Genomic DNA, 17,591 nt, shown 5'->3' with positions numbered 1-17,591 from the left:
CGGACGACGACGGCAGACGGCCACGGCGGGTGCGCCACACCCGCCGGGCCGCCCCGCCGCCGTCACCGCCGCACCGGTCCCGCCGTCCGCCCGCCGGTCCACCCGCCGCGCGGCGCGGCCCTCCCCCGCGCGCTGCCATCCAGTGGCATTGGCCGGTTCTGCGGCTCCCCGTACGCGCGTACGGGGTATGCGTGACGAGCCGAGAGCGCCCAGCCCTCCCCAGCTGTCCTCAGCGCGCCCCCACCCGCATCCACCGTCAGGAGCATCACGTGGCTACCGATCCCACGGAGCTGATCCACCGGGCCCAGGCCTGGCTGGCCGAGGACCCCGACCCGGAGACCCGGGACGAGCTGTCCAAGCTCATCGAAGCCGAGGACACCGACGAGCTGGCCGCCCGTTTCGCCGGCACCCTCCAGTTCGGCACCGCCGGGCTGCGCGGTGAGCTGGGCGCGGGCCCGATGCGGATGAACCGCTCCGTGGTCATCCGCGCCGCGGCCGGCCTCGCCGCGTACCTCAAGGCGCAGGGTGACGGCTCGGGCCTGGTGGTCATCGGCTACGACGCACGCCACAAGAGCGCCGACTTCGCCCGCGACACGGCGGCCGTGATGGTCGGCGCGGGCCTGCGCGCCGCGGTGCTGCCGCGCCCGCTGCCCACCCCCGTCCTGGCCTTCGCGATAAGGCACCTGGGCGCGGTGGCCGGGGTCGAGGTCACCGCCAGCCACAACCCGCCGCGCGACAACGGCTACAAGGTCTACCTGGGCGACGGCTCGCAGATCGTGCCGCCCGCGGACGGCGAGATCGCCGCCGAGATCGCCGCGGTCCGCTCACTGGCCGACGTCCCGCGCCCGGAGGCCGGCTGGGAAACCCTCGACGAGACGGTCCTGGACGCCTATCTGGCGCGTACGGACGCGGTGCTGACCCCCGGCTCGCCCCGGGACACCAAGGTCGTCTACACGCCGATGCACGGCGTCGGCCGGGACACTCTCGTCGCCGCCTTCGCCCGGGCCGGGTTCCCGGCGCCGACGGTCGTCGCGGAACAGGCCGAGCCGGACCCGGACTTCCCGACGGTCGCCTTCCCCAACCCGGAGGAGCCGGGCGCGATGGACCTCGCGTTCGCCACCGCCCGCGACCGGGGCGCCGCCGGCGTCGACATCGTGATCGCCAACGACCCCGACGCGGACCGCTGCGCCGTCGCCGTCCCCGCCCCCGGCACTCCGGACGGCTGGCGGATGCTGCGCGGCGACGAGGTCGGGGCACTGCTCGCCGCCCACCTGGTGAGCAAGCGGGCGTCCGGCACCTTCGCGACGACCATCGTCTCCTCCCAGCTGATGTCCCGTATCGCGGCCGGCGCCTCGCTGCCGTACGAGGAGACGCTGACCGGCTTCAAGTGGCTGGCCCGGGTGGACGGTCTGCGGTACGCCTTCGAGGAGGCGCTCGGCTACTGCGTCGATCCGGAGGGCGTCCGCGACAAGGACGGCATCACCGCGGCCCTGCTGATCACCGAGCTGGCCGCGGAACTCAAGCAGTCCGGGCGCACCCTCACCGACCTGCTCGACGACCTCGCCCTGGAATTCGGGCTGCACGCCACCGACCAGCTCTCGGTCCGCGTCGAGGACCTGTCGCTGATCGCCGACGCCATGCACCGGCTGCGCGCGCAGCCGCCGACCGCGCTGGCGGGCCTGAGCGTGACCCGGGCCGACGATCTGAACCGGGGCACGGAGACGCTGCCGCCGACCGACGGGCTGCGCTACTACCTGTCCGGTTCGCCGGAGGCCGGCATCGAGGCCGCCCGCGTGGTCGTCCGCCCCAGCGGCACCGAGCCCAAGCTCAAGTGCTACCTGGAGGTCGTGGTCCCGGTGCCCTCGGCCGAGGCCCTGCCCGAGGCCCGTACGAAGGCCGACGCGACGCTGGCGTCGATCAAGGCGGATCTGTCGGAGGCGGCGGGGATCTGAGCCGACGCCCCTACCCGCCCTACCTTCCCCGTCCTGCCTTCCCTACCCGCGCCTGCCTACCCGCGCCTCCCCTCCCGTACCCGCCCACCCCCCGAAGGGGGGTGGGCGGCGGGGAAACAACAACACCGGGGTGGGCGGCGGGGAAACAACCCTGGGGTGCGCGCAACTCCCTGGCCCCCACTACGGGCCGCAGCCGCGGGACCGCTACAGCGCCACCATCACGGCCAGCCCCACCGCGCCCACCACCATCGGCGCGAGGACCTCGTACGACCAGCGCACCACCGGCTCGCCCTGGGCGCTCTCGCGGTGGGCGGCGCGTTCCTTGATCTCGCGCAGCTCGTCGAGGGTCTGGTCGGCCATGGCGCGCGGCACCGGGCCGGCGTCGGCGTTCAGCCCGAAACGGGGCCGGGGCGCGGAGCCCCGCGCCGCCTGGCGGCTGACCTTCTTGCGCTGCCGCAGCGAGACCGGGACGGCCCAGAGCTGGTACTTGCCGCCGCTGGTGAACACCTCGGTGGAGAACGCCGCCCGCAGATCCTCCACCGCGCCCCACGGCAGCGTGATCGTACGGAACGGATTACGCACCGTCAGCCGGTCCTCGCCCGCCCTGACCTGCGGCCGCAGGGTGAAGGCGATCACCAGCGGCACCCCGAGGAGCAGCGCGAACAGCGCCGTGAGCTTGGTGTGCACGACGCCCCGCAGCAGTGCGTCGCCGCCGAGCCAGAGTCCGAGCAGAAGGAGCAGTGCGCCGCCGACGAGGGCCGCGGGCGAGCGGTAGCTGCGCTCCGCGTACTGCTGCTGAGGCGGGGTGGTGCGGTCCGGGCTCGTCATGAGGCCGATTCTGCCTGACCGTCCGGATGCCGGACATTGCGTTACGGCATCATTCGGGCGCGGGGTGTGGGCGCGTCCGGACGCCGGCCGCACCCTTCATGGGCGCCCGCCACCGGGCATGTTGCCGAAATCGGCCGTGTCCGGCCGGCCGGATGCCCCGCCCGCCCGCCCGGATTCGGACGGCCGAGGGGGATGACATGGCGCTACGCGCGTAGATATGCTCCCCTCGTGACCATGCCCATCACTGTTCCCGCATACGGCAAGGAAGCCGCGGGGCGTCTGGCGTCAATGGCGGACGTGACCGCCGACGACGGTGCGCTGCGCCGCTTCCTCCACGGCCTCCCCGGCGTCGACGCGGTCGGCCTCGAGGCCCGCGCCGCCACCCTCGGCACCCGCTCGATCAAGACGACGGCGAAGGCGTACGCCATCGATCTCGCCATCTCGATGATCGACCTGACGACCCTCGAAGGCGCGGACACCCCGGGCAAGGTCCGGGCGCTGTGCGCCAAGGGCGTCCACCCCGACCCCACCGACCGCACCAGCCCCAAGGTCGCGGCGATCTGCGTCTACCCGGACATGGTCGCGACGGCCAAGGAGGCACTCGGCGACTCCGGTATCCATGTCGCGTCCGTCGCCACCGCCTTCCCCGCGGGCCGCGCCGCGCTGCCGGTCAAGCTGGCGGACACCCGTGACGCGGTCGCGGCCGGCGCCGACGAGATCGACATGGTGATCGACCGGGGCGCCTTCCTCTCCGGCCGCTACATGGACGTCTTCGAGGAGATCAAGGCCGTCAAGGAGGCCTGCGCGCGCCCCGACGGCACGGCCGCCCACCTCAAGGTCATCTTCGAGACCGGTGAGCTCCAGACGTACGACAACGTCCGCCGGGTCTCCTGGCTGGCGATGCTCGCGGGCGCCGACTTCATCAAGACCTCGACCGGCAAGGTCGCCGTCAACGCCACCCCGCCGGTCACCCTCCTGATGCTGGAGGCGGTCCGTGACTTCCACACCACGACCGGCGTCCAGGTCGGGGTGAAGCCGGCCGGCGGTATCCGTACGACCAAGGACGCGATCAAGTACCTGGTCATGGTCAACGAGACGCTCGGCGAGCCCTGGCTGACCGCCGACTGGTTCCGCTTCGGCGCCTCCAGCCTCCTGAACGACCTGCTGATGCAGCGCCAGAAGCTCAGCACCGGCCGCTACTCCGGCCCCGACTACGTCACGGTGGACTGAGGCTCCCATGACCTTCGATTACGCACCCGCACCCGAGTCCCGCGCGGTCGTCGACATCGCGCCGTCCTACGGCCTGTTCATCGACGGCGAGTTCGCCCCGGCCTCCGACGGCAAGGTCTTCAAGACCGTCTCCCCGTCGTCCGAGGAGGTCCTCTCCGAGGTCGCCCAGGCGAGCGCCGATGATGTCGACCGCGCCGTGAAGGCCGCCCGCAAGGCCTTCGAGAAGTGGTCCGCGCTGCCCGGCGCTGAGCGGGCCAAGTACCTCTTCCGGATCGCCCGGCTCCTCCAGGAGCGCTCGCGCGAGCTGGCCGTGCTGGAGTCGCTGGACAACGGCAAGCCGATCCGCGAGTCCCGGGACGCCGACCTGCCGCTGGTCGCCGCGCACTTCTTCTACTACGCGGGCTGGGCCGACAAGCTCGACCACGCGGGCTACGGCGCGAACCCCCGCCCCCTGGGCGTCGCCGGCCAGATCATCCCCTGGAACTTCCCGCTGCTGATGCTCGCGTGGAAGATCGCCCCGGCGCTGGCGACCGGCAACACGGTCGTCCTCAAGCCCGCCGAGACGACCCCGCTCTCCGCCCTGTTCTTCGCGGACATCTGCCGTCAGGCGGGCCTGCCCAAGGGCGTCGTCAACATCCTGACCGGCGAGGGCTCCACGGGCGCGGCGCTGGTCGCGCACCCCGACGTCAACAAGGTGGCCTTCACCGGCTCCACCGAGGTCGGCAAGGCCATCGCCCGTACGGTCGCCGGCACGGACAAGAAGGTGACCCTGGAGCTCGGCGGCAAGGCGGCGAACATCGTCTTCGACGACGCGCCACTCGACCAGGCCGTCGAGGGCATCGTCAACGGCATCTTCTTCAACCAGGGCCACGTCTGCTGCGCGGGCTCCCGCCTCCTGGTCCAGGAGTCCGTCCAGGACGAGCTGCTGGACGCCCTCAAGCGCCGGATGCGGACCCTGCGCGTGGGCGACCCGCTCGACAAGAACACCGACATCGGCGCCATCAACTCCGCCGAGCAGCTGGCCCGGATCACCGCGCTGGCCGACGCGGGCGAGGCCGAGGGCGCCGAGCGCTGGTCGCCGTCCTGCGAACTCCCCACCACCGGCTACTGGTTCGCCCCGACGCTGTTCACCGGCGTCACCCAGGCGCACCGCATCGCCCGCGAGGAGATCTTCGGCCCGGTGCTGTCCGTGCTGACCTTCCGCACCCCGGCCGAGGCCGTGGAGAAGGCCAACAACACCCCGTACGGCCTCTCCGCCGGCATCTGGACGGAGAAGGGCTCGCGGATGCTGTGGATGGCGAACAAGCTCCGCGCGGGCGTCATCTGGTCCAACACGTTCAACAAGTTCGACCCGGCCTCGCCCTTCGGCGGCTACCAGGAGTCGGGCTACGGCCGCGAGGGCGGCCGGCACGGTCTGGAGGCGTACCTCAATGTCTGAGCTGACTGGCCGACTCTCCGTCTTCAAGACCTACAAGCTGTACGTCGGGGGCAAGTTCCCCCGGTCCGAGAGCGGGCGGGTGTACGAGGTGATCGACTCCAAGGGCACATGGCTCGCCAACGCCCCGCTGGCCTCCCGCAAGGACGCCCGGGACGCGGTGGTCGCCGCCCGTAAGGCGTTCGGCGGCTGGTCCGGCGCCACGGCCTACAACCGCGGCCAGATCCTCTACCGCATCGCCGAGATGCTGGAGGGCCGCCGCGACCAGTTCGTCGCCGAGGTCGCCGCCGCCGAGGGGCTGTCGAAGGCGAAGGCCACGGCCCAGGTGGACGCGGCGATCGACCGCTGGGTCTGGTACGCGGGCTGGTCCGACAAGGTCGCCCAGATCGCCGGCGGCGCCAACCCCGTGGCCGGTCCGTACTTCAACCTCTCCTCCCCCGAGCCGACCGGCGTGGTCGCGGTCCTGGCCCCCCAGGACTCGTCGTTCCTCGGCCTGGTCTCGGTGATCGCCCCGGCGATCGTCACCGGCAACACGGTGGTCGTGGCGGCAGCCGAGAACGCCCCGCTGCCCGCCCTCTCCCTGGCCGAGGTGCTCGCCACCTCCGACCTCCCGGGCGGCGTGGTCAACATCCTCTCCGGCCGCACCGCGGAACTGGCGGCCCCGCTCGCCGCCCACCAGGACGTCAACGCCCTCGATCTGGCGGGCGCGGACGACGCGTTGGCGAAGGACCTGGAGACGGCCGCGGCCGACAACCTCAAGCGGGTGCTCCGCCCGTCGGCGGCGAACTGGACCGCCGACCCCGGCACCGGCCGCCTGCTGACCTTCCTGGAGACGAAGACGGTCTGGCATCCCATGGGGGTTTAGGGCTGCTGTGGCGCCCGGACGGCGTCCGCGGAACGACGGTGCGGGGTCTCGCCCATGTGGCGGGGCCCCGCACTGTTGTGGTGTACCGGACAGGGAAGATGAGGGCGTGAAACCTGATCACGTCACCCCCTGCCGCCAGTTCCTGCACCCCGGTGAGGTGTTGTGGGAGGCCAGGCAATACACCGAGTACCCCGATCTGCCGCTCGTGCCCGCCCAGCTGCGGGCGCCCCGGCAGCGGTCGGCGCGCAAGAAGGGGATCTTGGGGGCGCTGGGCGAGGTGCTCGACAAGGCGTCGCGGCCGCCCAGCGGTACGGCCGGCAGCCGGCCCGGCGGCCGGCTGCTCGACAACCGGCTGGTCAACAACCCGGTGACGCGCGCGGTCGGCACGGTCGCGGAAACCCTCAACGAGGCCCGGGAGAACATCGAGGACGCCGTCGACGACGCCGCGAACCGCGCCCTGTTCGGCACGACCATGGAGGGCGACTGGGCGAGCATGGCCGGCCGGTTCCTCGTTCAGGTCACGAACGCGGGCGGCTCGCCGCAGCACCAGGCGCTCACCGACCGCCGGCTGTTCGTGCTGACGGATCATGCCTCGGGCTGGCGGGAGCGCCCGCCGGAGCTGGAAGTCGCCGCCCAGGTGCAGCTGTCGAACATCGCGGAACTGCGACCCAGGCCGCGCGCGGTGTTCCCCCGTGGCCGCTTCGACCTGGTCTTCGTCGACGGCTCATGGCTGGCGTTGTGCTGTTCGTTCCAGGAGGACATGGAGGCGATGGTCGGGGCCTTCCGGGGGCGCTGATCCCGGTCCTGCCCAGGCCCTTCGACCGCCGCGGCTCCTGCGGCGGGGCGCGCGGTCCGGGCGGTGGGAGCCGCCGGGGCAGCGCCCGCCGCGCCGGACCGCGGCCCGGCCGCAACCGCTCACCCCGGCAGCACCCTCGTCACCTGCCCGATCAGCGGCAGGTCCTTGAGCGCGGCACCGTTCGAGAGGGTGCCGGTCAGCAGCTCGGTGCCCACCGGCTTGAAGTCGGCGATCTGGGTGCTCACGGCGTTGGCGAGCGGGTCGACGGAGGTGTTGGCCAGCGGGTCCAGCTGGAGGTTCTTGACCGGGCCGAGGCCGCCGGCCGCGGAGTGCAGCAGTGCGCCGGTCAGTCCCGAGGCCGCGGCACCGGTGTCGGTGGCGCGGTCCGCGGCGGCCGGGGCCGCGCTCGCCGTCGCCGCACCGCCCGCCGCGAGCGCGGCACCGGCCGCGGAGATCACCAGTCCGGCCCGCAGCAACGTGCGGGGAACGCGGCTGGGCTTGGGACGCGCATGGGAGGGCATGTGCCACCTGCCTGTGGATCGAAGGGGTCGAAGTGCTGTACGAGCCACAGCATTCGGGTAATCAATTGACTGCGTAGCGTAGTTGAGCTGCGGGGGCCGATCCACCTCGCGCGCCAGGGGTACCCCACACGGCGCAATACGCGACAATGGGTGCCCGTGAGCTCCCACTCGTGCACCCCGCCGTCCTCCCCTGCGTTCCCCATCCGGGTCGTTCTGCTGACCGGCCCGTCGGGCTCCGGGAAGACCTCCCTGGCCATGCGCAGCGGCCTCCCCGTCCTGAACCTCGACGACTTCTACAAGGAGGGGACGGACCCGACACTGCCGCAACTGCCCGACGGCGGCGGCGCCGACTGGGACGCACCGCAGTCCTGGGACGCCGGCGCCGCCCTCGCGGCCATCGACGCGCTGTGCCGTACGGGGCGTGCCGACGTCCCGGTGTACGACATCGCGGCCAGCGCCCGGGTCGGCGCCTCGTGTCTCGACCTCGGCGGCGCCCCGCTGTTCATCGCGGAGGGCATCTTCGCGGCCGAGATCATCGCGGACTGCCGGGCCGCGGGGCTGCTGGCCGATGCGCTGTGTCTGCGCGGCCGGCCGACCACCACCTTCCGCCGGCGGCTGGCGCGGGATCTGCGCGAGGGCCGCAAGTCCGCCCCGTATCTCGTACGCCGCGGACTGCGGCTGCTGCGCGACGAACGCTCGGTCGTCGCCCGGCACACCGCCCTGGGCGCGCACCCCTGCGCCAAGCCGGAGGCGCTGGCCCGCATATCGGCCGCGGGGGCAGCGGACACGGTGGACGCGGCCGTACGTTCCTGAGGCGCGGGCGGCGGGCGGCGGCCGGTTCAGCGCAGCCGGCGGCGCGGGCGCGCGCTGCACGCGGAGGCACACACGAAGGAGCGGGCTCGGACAGACCCCCCGGCCGTCCGAACCCGCTTTTCTCTCCCCCGTGATCCCCCCTGCTCCCCCGTGCTTCCCCCGTATCCCCCGATACGTCCGGCCTCCGTGGATCACTCCGCTTCGGCCGGTTCCCCCGTATCCCCGTTCCCCCCTCGGGCGTTCCCCCTGGTCCCCCCTCGGGCTCCCCCCGGATCCTCAGGCCACCAGCTCGCCGAAGGACTCCTCCTCGTCACGGCCGAAGCTGAGGACCTCGTCCTCACGCAGCCGGCGCAGGGCGCGCCAGATGCTCGACTTCACCGTGCCGACACTGATGTTGAGAATGTCCGCGATCTCCGGGTCCGTACGGCCCTCGTAGTAGCGCAGCACCAGCATCGTGCGCTGCGTCTCGGGCAGCCGGACCAGCGCCTGCCACAGCACGGCGCGCAGCTCGGTGCCGCGCATCGCGTCCACGTCGCCGGCCGTCTCCGGCAGCTCCTCGGTCGGGTACTCGTTGAGCTTGCGCCGGCGCCAGGCACTGATGTGCAGATTGGTCATCGTCCGGCGCAGATAGCCGCCGAGCGCCGCCTTGTCACTGATCCGGTCCCACGCCCGGTAGGTCGAGAACAGTGCGCTCTGCAGCAGGTCCTCGGCCTCGTAGCGGTCGCCGGTCAGGTGGTAGGCGGTGGCGTACAGGGAGGCCCGGCGCTCCTGGACGTAGGCGGTGAAGGCCGCTTCGGCCTCCGCCGTCTCCGCCGGGGAACGCCGTTCCCCCGTGGCCTCCCTGTACTCCGCTCCCCCGGTGTTTCCCCCGTTTTCTCCCCCGTGGGCGGCATTGCCCCCGTGCCCCCGGTTGAGTTCCACCGTCGTCGCGTCGATGGCCACCATGAAGGGCGGCCGCTGACGCGCGGTGCCGCGGGTGCATCCCCGCACGGCACCGGACTTCTCGCCGGACCGGACGACATCGTGGAGTCGCGTGATAACTGCGCTGGAAGTGGTGCCGTGCAGTGTGTTCATCTCGCGCCCCCCGTCGTAGAGCCAGCTCGTTCGGTGTGTCCGGGTTGTTGATCTCTCCCGGTGCCCAAAAGACTGCCAAGCCAGTTTCATCGCGTTGTCCGTCGACTGTCACAGGCCTGTCACAGGCCCCGGTGCGGCGCGTCGCGAGGGCCTCACGAGCGTGGGCCTTGTGTACGAGAGCGCCACTGGTCGATGTCCCGGCGTCCCATGGGCCAGAATGGCTGAGTGCCTTTCCTGTTGCTGATCGAGGACGACGACGCCATCCGCACGGCTCTCGAACTCTCGCTGTCCCGCCAGGGTCACCGTGTGGTGACCGCGGCGACGGGCGAGGACGGCCTGAAGCTGCTGCGTGAGCAGCGCCCGGACCTGATCGTGCTGGATGTGATGCTGCCGGGCATCGACGGTTTCGAGGTGTGCCGGCGGATCAGGCGTACGGACCAGCTGCCCATCATCCTGCTCACCGCGCGTAACGATGACATCGACGTCGTGGTGGGGCTGGAGTCCGGCGCCGACGACTATGTCGTCAAACCGGTCCAGGGCCGGGTGCTGGACGCCCGGATCCGGGCCGTGCTGCGCCGGGGCGAGCGGGAGTCCAGTGATTCGGCGACGTTCGGCTCGCTGGTGATCGACCGGTCGGCGATGACGGTCACCAAGAACGGCGAGGATCTGCAACTGACACCGACCGAACTGCGGTTGCTGCTGGAGCTGAGCCGCCGGCCCGGTCAGGCGCTGTCCCGGCAGCAGCTGCTGCGGCTGGTGTGGGAGCACGACTACCTCGGCGACTCGCGCCTGGTGGACGCGTGTGTGCAGCGGCTGCGGGCGAAGGTGGAGGACGTGCCGTCCTCGCCGACCCTGATCCGTACGGTCCGTGGCGTCGGCTACCGGCTGGATTCGCCGCAGTGAGGGAACGTTCCGCGGGCGGCGGTTCGACGAAGGACAATGCGGGCGGCGAGGCCGGGGAAACGGCCGCGCCCTCGGCCGGCCGGCGGCGGCTGCAGCGGGTGCTGCGCGGGCTACGCCGTGCGTCGGGGCTGCTGCGCTGGACCAGTCTGCGGCTGCGGCTGGTCGTGGTCTTCGCGCTGGTGGCGCTGACGGCCGCGGTCTCGGCGTCGGGCATCGCGTACTGGCTCAACCGCAACACCGTTCTGGAGCGCACCCAGAACGCCGTCCTCAACGACTTCCGCAAGTCGCTGGAGGACAGTACGCGGTCGCTGCCGCTGCGTCCGCGCTGTGCCGAACTGCAGGACGCGGCGCGGCAGATGGCGGCCGGGCCGCAGGACTACGCGGTGCTGTTGATAGGGGTTGACCGCGAGGGCAAGGCCTGCGCGGCCACCACGAACAAGAATCTGCTGACGCTGAACAGCGTGCCCGTGTCGCTGCGGACCGCGGTCGACGAGGTGCGTCGGGTCGACGAGTCCAACCGCTATCCGCACCATCTGTACTGGCAGCGCAAGGAGGTCGGGGACGCCCCCTATCTCGTCGCCGGGGCGAAGGTGATCGGCGGCGGGCCCACCGGCTACATGATGAAGTCGCTGGCCACCGAGCGGCAGGACCTCAACTCGCTGGCCTGGTCGCTGGGGATCGCGACCGCGCTCGCGCTGGTCGGCTCGGCGCTGCTGGCGCAGGCCGCGGCGACGACCGTGCTGCGGCCCGTACAGCGGCTGGGGCATGCGGCGCGGCAGCTGGGCGAGGGGCGGCTGGACACCCGGCTGCGGGTGACCGGCACGGACGAACTGGCCGATCTGTCCCGGACGTTCAACCGTACGGCCGAGCGTCTGGAGCAGCGGGTCGAGGAGCTGAGCGGGCGCGAGGCGGCGTCCCGGCGGTTCGTCGCCGATATGTCGCACGAGCTGCGGACGCCGCTGACCGCGATCACCGCGGTCTCCGAGGTGCTGGAGGAGGAGGCGGACTCCCTCGACCCGATGATCGCGCCGGCCGTGCAGCTGGTGGTCAGCGAGACGCGGCGGCTGAACGACCTCGTGGAGAACCTGATGGAGGTCACCCGCTTCGACGCGGGCACGGCCCGGCTGGTGCTGGACGATGTCGATGTCGCGGACCAGGTGACCGCCTGTATCGACGCCCGGGCCTGGCTGGACGCGGTCGAGCTGGACGCGGACCGCGGCATCGTGGCCCGTCTGGACCCGCGGCGGCTCGATGTGATCCTGGCGAATCTGATCGGCAACGCCCTCAAGCACGGCGGCTCACCGGTGCGGGTCTCGGTGCACACCGAGGACGTGGCGGGTGACGTCGCGGGCGGCCGGACGGGCAGCACGGCCGTCTCCGGCGGGCCGGCCGCGCCCGACGGGTCCGGCGGACCGGAGGCCGGTACGGAGGACGAGGGGCCGGAGCGCTCCGAGCAGGCGGCGGGCGCGGAGCGGCCCGGGGGCGGGACGCTGGTGATCCGCGTACGGGATCACGGCCCCGGCATCCCGGAAGAAGTCCTTCCGCATGTCTTCGACCGCTTCTACAAGGCGAGCGCCTCCCGGCCGCGGTCGGAGGGCAGCGGTCTGGGGCTGTCGATCGCGCTGGAGAACGCACATATCCACGGCGGGGAGATCACCGCGGCCAACTTCCCCGAAGGCGGCGCGGCCTTCACACTGCGGCTGCCGATGGACGCCGCGCCGCTGACGGACGGCGACCGGAGGGACGGCGGCACGGCCCGCGCGGATGACGAGGGCACGGAGGACGGGCGATGACGCCGAGCAGGCGGACGGGGCGGCGCACCGCCGCAGTGGTGGCGCTCACGCTCGCCGCCGCGGGCTGCGGGATCCGGGGCACGTCGGTACCGGTCGATGCGGGCCGTGCGCCCTCGCGGGTGAGCTGCAAGGCCCCGGCGAGCGACCCGGCGCCCAACCCGCCCGGCGGGGCCCAGGCCACCGTCTATCTGGTGTGCGGCTCGGCGCTGGCCCAGGTGGAGCGGACGGTGTCGCTGCCCAAGAACACGGCGGGCACCGAACCGCGGCTGCCGACCGCCCGTGCGCTGCTGAAGGAGCTGCAGCGGCAGCCGTCGCACGACGAGGACCGGGCCGGCTTCAGCAGCGCGCTGCCCCAGGACCTGAAGGTCGCGGCGCCGCGCACGGGCGATCCCGCGGATGCGCTGCGGCTGAGCATCCGGCCGGACGATCTGCCGTCCTTCGCGCTGGCCCAGCTGGTGTGCACCTACGGCGCGAGCCCGGCGCTGGGCCGGACCCATGCGGCGGTGCTGGGCGGACCGGGCGACGATACGGCGCACCGCTACGAGTGCTCCGCAGAGGTGCTGGCCAATCCGGACATCGCGGAGAACACCGGCTGGGGAGACCCGTTGTCGGAAGAGGGCTGACCCGGCGGGCCAAGACGGGCGCAATTGGGCGGAACCACAGCCACCGCTGGTCGCGTCCTGGCCTTTGTGCAGCGTCATGGCCCCGGCACCACCGCCGTCCCCCGTATGCGCGTCACCGGACTTCTCCTCCTTGTGGCGCATCTGCTGATCGTCGGCTGGCTGACGTTGCGTCCCCGCACGGTGCCCTGGGTGTCGGCCACGAACCTCGAACCGCTGGCGACGATCCAGGCGGAGCTGGCGACCGGCCCTTCCTGGGAGGCCATACAGCATCTGGGCGGCTCGGTGCTGCTGCTGGCGCCGCTGGGCGTGCTGCTGCCCCTCTCGGCGGGCCGGCTGAACGTTTCTCCGCTGGTGTCCCTGACCCGCACCGTGTTCGCCGGCGCGATGATCGCGCTGGCCATCGAGCTGCTGCAGTCAGGGGTGCCCGGCCGGGTCCCGGACATCGACTCGGTGCTGCTCGGCTCGCTCGGAGTGGCCCTGACGCATCTGACGGTCGTCCCCGGTGCCCGGCGCCGGCTACGTCGCCGGTACGGGGATCTCGGGGAGGTAACCCCGAGAATCCCCAGGGTTGGACTGGCCCCGCAGGCTGATGCTCTCTCCGGCAGCCGGACCTACCTTTGAGGCATCGGGGCAATCGCCCCACCGAGTCATAAAGGAGTCCGCATCATGGCCGCCGCACTGGTCCGCCCCAGCAACAACCGAGTGATCGCCGGAGTGTGCGCGGGCCTGGCCCGTCGCTTCGGTATGACGCCGACGACGATGCGCGTGCTCTTCGTGGTGTCGTGTCTGCTGCCCGGCCCGCAGTTCCTGGTCTACCTGGCGCTGTGGATATTCCTCCCCTCGGAGGAGAAGGCCGCCACCAGCGCAGCCGCCTGGTGACCGTTCCGCCCGGCGGGCTGCCCGGCAGGCCGCCCCGCGGCCCGGCGCGGATGCCGACCGGGCGCCGCGCCGCCCGGTTTCCCGGCAGCGCATGACGATGCCCCGGCCGTCCGCACGAGGCGTTCGGCCGGGGCACGGCGCATGACGCGTCCCTAGGGGACGAGCCGCGTGGCGGGATCAGCCACCCAGGGGGAGGGTCTTGGTGACGGCGTTGGTCGGCAGGCCGCCCAGCAGCTTGTTGCCCTGGGAGTTGACCTTGGTCTTGACGTCGTTGCCCTTCGCCTTGGCCTTGGTGAGCCCGGAGACGGTCTTGGTGGCGTCCTTCACCGGCAGGCTCTTCAGCACCCCGGCGGTGTCGAGCGCCGGGGCCGCGCTGGCGACGCCCGCGGCGGTGACGGCGAAAGCGGCACCGAGCGCGACGGTACCGAGAGTCTTGATGGTTCCCTGCTTCATCGAATTACGTCCTCATGATGGGGGCTTGACCGGCAAATCAACCTACTGAGGCGGCAACCGGCGCCGCAAACAGCCACGACCAAAGAAAAAACGGCCGGTGGACATTCCACCGGCCGTTGCGCTATAGGCTCGCGCCACCCCTTACGCAGGGTCAGAAGCACTGCTCACAGGGGACGTTGTGGTCGCCGGACGGAACAGCCATTCGGCCCGGAGTTCCGCGTAACCGGGCTTGATGACGTCATTGATCATGGCCAGACGTTCATCGAAAGGAATGAACGCTGATTTCATCGCATTGACTGTAAACCACTGCATGTCATCGAGCGTGTATCGGAATGTCTTGACCAGGTGCTCGAATTCCTCGGACATGCTCGTGTGGCTCATCAGCCGGTTGTCGGTGTTGACCGTGAGCCGGAACTGCAGCCGGCGCAGCAGGCCGATGGGGTGCTCGGCGTAGGAGGGGGCGGCGCCGGTCTGGAGGTTGGAGGTCGGGCACATCTCCAGCGGGATGCGCTTGTCCCGTACGTACGAGGCGAGCCGGCCGAGCTTGACCGAGCCGTCGTCGGCGACCTCGATGTCGTCGATGATCCGGACGCCGTGGCCGAGGCGGTCGGCGCCGCACCACTGGAGGGCCTGCCAGATCGACGGCAGGCCGAAGGCCTCACCGGCGTGGATGGTGAAGTGGTTGTTCTCCCGCTTGAGGTACTCGAAGGCGTCGAGGTGGCGGGTGGGCGGGTAGCCGGCCTCGGCGCCCGCGATGTCGAAGCCGACGACGCCGGTGTCCCGGTAGCGGTTGGCGAGTTCGGCGATCTCCAGGGCGCGGGCGGCGTGCCGCATGGCGGTGAGCAGCGCCCCGACGCGGATGCGGTGGCCGTTCTCGCGGGCCCGGCGCTCGCCCTCGCGGAAGCCCTCGTTGACCGCCTCGACGACCTCTTCGAGGGTCAGGCCCTGCTCCAGGTGCTGCTCGGGCGCGTACCTGACCTCGGCGTAGACCACACCGTCGGCGGCCAGGTCCTCGGCGCACTCGGCGGCCACCCGGGCCAGTGCGTCGCGGGTCTGCATGACGGCGCAGGTGTGGGCGAAGGTCTCCAGGTAGCGCTCGAGCGAGCCGGAGTCACTGGCCTCACGGAACCAGATCCCGAGCTTGTCCGGGTCGGTTTCGGGCAGTCCCTCGTAGCCGTTCTCACGGGCAAGCTCGACGACGGTGGCGGGGCGCAGGCCGCCGTCGAGGTGATCGTGGAGCAGCACCTTGGGGGCGCGGCGGATCTGTTCACTGGTCGGCTGGGTGGTGGTCTCGCTCGTCATTTCGGCACTCTAGCCCCTACGCGCGTAGATCTCATCGAACGATACGCAACAGTGACCCGTCCACGGGGTGGCGGGCACGCGTCCTTCTGCCATCGTTCTGGTCATGGCTCAGCAAGCGCTGCCGGTGCGTGAGGCCCGGCTCGGAAAACCGCTGGGAACGGCCGGCAAGGAAGGGGCGCGGGAAGCGCTCCGGAGGAGGGGCGGCAGGCGCGGCACCGGCCGGGAGGTGAGCGGGGTCGCGCTTTTACTGCCCGGCGGCGGACCGACCGGGGTACGGCGCCCTTCGCCGGTGGCGGCACTGGCGGTGCGCCCGCTGGCGGTCCGGCTGGCGAAGGCGGGGCGCCCTGAGGGCCTGACGGCCCATGTCGTGCGCTACCGCTGCAGCGGCTGGAACGGGACCGAGGCCCATCCGGCGCGGGACGCGGACTGGGCCCTGGAGGAGGTGGTCCGCCGCTACGGCGATGTCCCGGTCTGCCTCGTCGGTACGGGCATGGGTGCCCGCGCCGCCCTGCACGCCGCGGGGCACCCCGCCGTCAACTCCGTGCTGGCGATCGCCCCTTGGCTGCCCGACCCGCACCGGGACGACGCACAGCCCGATCCGGTGAAACAGCTCATCGGCCGGCAGGTCCTGCTCATCCACGGCACCAACGACGAGCGCACCGACCCGGATCTGTCGTACCGCTACGCCGAGCGCGCCAAGAAGGTCAACCGGGACATCTGCCGCTTCGAGGTGCACTCCGACGGCCATTCGCTGCATCAGCACCGTGCCGAAGTCCTGGCCCTGGCCTCCGACTTCATGCTCGGCTCGCTCTTCGCCCGGGGCTATGCCAGACCGGTGAAGGACGCGCTGGCCGCACCGCCGCCGCTGGGTCTGCGGATGCCGCTGGCAGCGGGCTTCGGGGCGTCACTGCGGCACTGAACGCGGCACTGAACGCGGCAGGCCCCGGCACCACCGTCATCCGGCGGCGGACGCCGGGGCCATCGCTTCCGCACCGGCCGCCGCAGGCCCCAGCCGGGCCGCACCCGTCACCCGGCCGCGGGCCGGTCGCGGGCCGTCGGGGGCATCGCTGCGCACCGGCCGTCCTCGCCCCTGGACAGCAGGCCCATCCGTCACCTGGGCAGCAGCCGCCCCCTCCGGCTCAGCAGGAACTTCTTGAACGCGGCCACCGGCGGGGTGTCCGGATGGCCGTCCAGCCAGGCGACGCCGATCTCGCGGACCGCGCGCGGTGCCGTCACGGTCAGCTCGGCGACGCCGGGGCGGGGCACGGCCGGTGGCGGAAGCAGGGCCACGCCCAGCCCGGCCGCCACCAGCCCGCGCAGCGTCTCGGCCTCCTCCCCCTCGAACGCGACCCGCGGCGTGAAACCCGCCTCGGCGCACAGCGCGTCGGTGATCCGGCGCAGCCCGTAGCCCGGTTCGAGGGTCACGAACAGTTCGCCGGCGGCCTCCGCGAGCCGGATGCGCTTGCGGGCGGCCAGCGGATGGTCGTCCGGGACGACCAGGCGGAGCTTCTGCTCGTCGAGCCGGCGGGCGACCAGGTCCGGGTAGTCGGGCACCGGCGAGGTCAGACACAGATCGAGGTCACCGGCCCGCAGCCGCTCGATCATGGCCTCGCCGTAGTTCTGGACGAGCTGGAAGCGGACGCGCGGATGGTCGGCGCGGAAGCTGCGGATCAGGCCGGGCACGGTCTCCGACCCGAGGGTGTGCAGAAAGCCGAACGCCACCTTCCCGGCCGCGGGGTCGACATCGGCCCGTACGGACTCCGTCGCCCGCTCCAGGTCCGTGAGCGCCCGCTCGGTGGAGGCGAGAAAGGCGCGGCCCGCCGGGGTGAGGGAGAGGGTGCGGCCGTGCCGGGCGAAGAGGGCGACCCCGAGGTCCTCCTCCAGGCGGACGATGGCCCGGCTGAGCGTCGGCTGCGGCATCCCGAGCTCCTGCGCGGCGCGGGTGACGTGTTCGTGCCGGGCGACGGCGGTGAACTGGGCGAGCCGCGGGGCGAGGGTCACCGCCCACGAGTCGGCGCCGAGCTCGGCCACCTCCCCCGTGTCCGCCCCGGCCCGGCCCGAACCGGCGGTGTCTTTTCTGTTGCGACCTTGCAACAGCGGCCCTTGCGACCTGCGATCATGTGC

At 72.1% G+C, this 17,591-nt stretch carries 18 protein-coding genes; 12 read left to right on the top strand and 6 right to left on the bottom strand.

What is annotated here, in order from left to right; all coding sequences use genetic code 11:
* The first annotated feature begins 269 nt into the window (after positions 1-269).
* Positions 270-1,952, top strand: a complete 1,683-nt coding sequence (locus NUT86_RS25960) for a phospho-sugar mutase (protein ID WP_274737820.1) — start codon at positions 270-272, stop codon at positions 1,950-1,952.
* A 204-nt stretch (positions 1,953-2,156) separates the two neighbouring features.
* Here the strand turns inward: NUT86_RS25960 and NUT86_RS25955 are convergent, their stop codons facing one another.
* Entirely contained in the window at positions 2,157-2,780 is a 624-nt protein-coding gene (locus tag NUT86_RS25955) for a PH domain-containing protein (protein ID WP_274737818.1), read from the bottom strand.
* A 234-nt stretch (positions 2,781-3,014) separates the two neighbouring features.
* Here NUT86_RS25955 and deoC point away from each other — a divergent pair, with 234 nt between their 5' ends.
* The 4 genes from deoC to NUT86_RS25935 all read left to right on the top strand — a co-directional run bounded on the left by deoC (position 3,015) and on the right by NUT86_RS25935 (position 7,106).
* Positions 3,015-4,010 carry a deoxyribose-phosphate aldolase gene (gene deoC, locus NUT86_RS25950; protein WP_266439471.1) on the top strand — a complete coding sequence of 332 codons (996 nt, stop codon included), beginning with the start codon at positions 3,015-3,017 and terminating at the stop codon, positions 4,008-4,010.
* 7 nt (positions 4,011-4,017) lie between these two features.
* Positions 4,018-5,448, top strand: coding sequence for an aldehyde dehydrogenase family protein (locus NUT86_RS25945; protein WP_018089213.1), 1,431 nt, complete (start codon positions 4,018-4,020; stop codon positions 5,446-5,448).
* Positions 5,441-6,310 carry an aldehyde dehydrogenase family protein gene (locus NUT86_RS25940; protein ID WP_274737816.1) on the top strand — a complete coding sequence of 290 codons (870 nt, stop codon included), beginning with the start codon at positions 5,441-5,443 and terminating at the stop codon, positions 6,308-6,310. Before NUT86_RS25945 ends, NUT86_RS25940 begins: the two co-directional genes overlap by 8 nt.
* 106 nt (positions 6,311-6,416) lie before the next feature.
* The gene (locus tag NUT86_RS25935) at positions 6,417-7,106 is read left to right on the top strand and encodes a hypothetical protein (protein WP_159486485.1); all 690 of its coding nucleotides are present in this window, start codon (positions 6,417-6,419) and stop codon (positions 7,104-7,106) included.
* A gap of 119 nt (positions 7,107-7,225) precedes the next feature.
* Here NUT86_RS25935 and NUT86_RS25930 read toward each other — a convergent pair whose 3' ends face one another.
* Complete coding sequence (locus tag NUT86_RS25930; RefSeq protein WP_266438957.1) at positions 7,226-7,627, bottom strand: hypothetical protein; 402 nt, start codon at positions 7,625-7,627, stop codon at positions 7,226-7,228.
* A gap of 156 nt (positions 7,628-7,783) precedes the next feature.
* Here NUT86_RS25930 and NUT86_RS25925 point away from each other — a divergent pair, with 156 nt between their 5' ends.
* Complete coding sequence (locus NUT86_RS25925) at positions 7,784-8,440, top strand: ATP-binding protein (RefSeq protein WP_274737813.1); 657 nt, start codon at positions 7,784-7,786, stop codon at positions 8,438-8,440.
* Positions 8,441-8,716: 276 nt separating this feature from the next.
* On the opposite strand, the gene NUT86_RS25920 is transcribed toward NUT86_RS25925, so the two are convergent.
* Positions 8,717-9,514, bottom strand: a complete 798-nt coding sequence (locus NUT86_RS25920; RefSeq protein ID WP_018089209.1) for a SigE family RNA polymerase sigma factor — start codon at positions 9,512-9,514, stop codon at positions 8,717-8,719.
* A gap of 225 nt (positions 9,515-9,739) precedes the next feature.
* Here NUT86_RS25920 and afsQ1 point away from each other — a divergent pair, with 225 nt between their 5' ends.
* From afsQ1 to NUT86_RS25895, 5 genes are all read left to right on the top strand, one after another.
* Positions 9,740-10,417 (top strand): two-component system response regulator AfsQ1, encoded by a 678-nt coding sequence (afsQ1, locus tag NUT86_RS25915; RefSeq protein WP_026169550.1) that lies wholly within the window; start codon positions 9,740-9,742, stop codon positions 10,415-10,417.
* On the top strand, positions 10,414-12,210 hold the full coding sequence (locus NUT86_RS25910; RefSeq protein WP_274737809.1) for a sensor histidine kinase: 1,797 nt from the start codon (positions 10,414-10,416) through the stop codon (positions 12,208-12,210). Before afsQ1 ends, NUT86_RS25910 begins: the two co-directional genes overlap by 4 nt.
* Positions 12,207-12,833 (top strand): hypothetical protein, encoded by a 627-nt coding sequence (locus NUT86_RS25905; protein ID WP_229837998.1) that lies wholly within the window; start codon positions 12,207-12,209, stop codon positions 12,831-12,833. Before NUT86_RS25910 ends, NUT86_RS25905 begins: the two co-directional genes overlap by 4 nt.
* Before the next feature lie 105 nt (positions 12,834-12,938).
* Positions 12,939-13,454, top strand: coding sequence for a VanZ family protein (locus NUT86_RS25900; RefSeq protein WP_174857820.1), 516 nt, complete (start codon positions 12,939-12,941; stop codon positions 13,452-13,454).
* A 45-nt stretch (positions 13,455-13,499) separates the two neighbouring features.
* Positions 13,500-13,712, top strand: coding sequence for a PspC domain-containing protein (locus tag NUT86_RS25895; RefSeq protein ID WP_274737808.1), 213 nt, complete (start codon positions 13,500-13,502; stop codon positions 13,710-13,712).
* A gap of 177 nt (positions 13,713-13,889) precedes the next feature.
* Here the strand turns inward: NUT86_RS25895 and NUT86_RS25890 are convergent, their stop codons facing one another.
* Positions 13,890-14,165, bottom strand: coding sequence for a hypothetical protein (locus NUT86_RS25890; RefSeq protein ID WP_018089203.1), 276 nt, complete (start codon positions 14,163-14,165; stop codon positions 13,890-13,892).
* Between the two features lie 141 nt (positions 14,166-14,306).
* A complete protein-coding gene (locus NUT86_RS25885) occupies positions 14,307-15,467 on the bottom strand; it encodes an adenosine deaminase (RefSeq protein ID WP_093637315.1) in 1,161 nt (386 codons plus the stop codon).
* Positions 15,468-15,570: 103 nt separating this feature from the next.
* On the opposite strand from NUT86_RS25885, the gene NUT86_RS25880 reads away from it, so the two are divergent.
* The gene (locus NUT86_RS25880) at positions 15,571-16,386 is read left to right on the top strand and encodes an alpha/beta hydrolase (RefSeq protein WP_274737807.1); all 816 of its coding nucleotides are present in this window, start codon (positions 15,571-15,573) and stop codon (positions 16,384-16,386) included.
* A gap of 191 nt (positions 16,387-16,577) precedes the next feature.
* Here the strand turns inward: NUT86_RS25880 and NUT86_RS25875 are convergent, their stop codons facing one another.
* Positions 16,578-17,561, bottom strand: a complete 984-nt coding sequence (locus NUT86_RS25875; RefSeq protein WP_262038779.1) for a LysR family transcriptional regulator — start codon at positions 17,559-17,561, stop codon at positions 16,578-16,580.
* Positions 17,562-17,591: the final 30 nt, after the last annotated feature.

It is taken from the genome of Streptomyces sp. G7(2002), from assembly GCF_028870195.1.
Taxonomy (GTDB): Bacteria; Actinomycetota; Actinomycetes; order Streptomycetales; family Streptomycetaceae; genus Streptomyces; species Streptomyces nigrescens.
The sequence above is the reverse complement of the archived record's forward strand: the minus strand, read 5'-3'. Positions and strand labels throughout refer to the sequence as shown.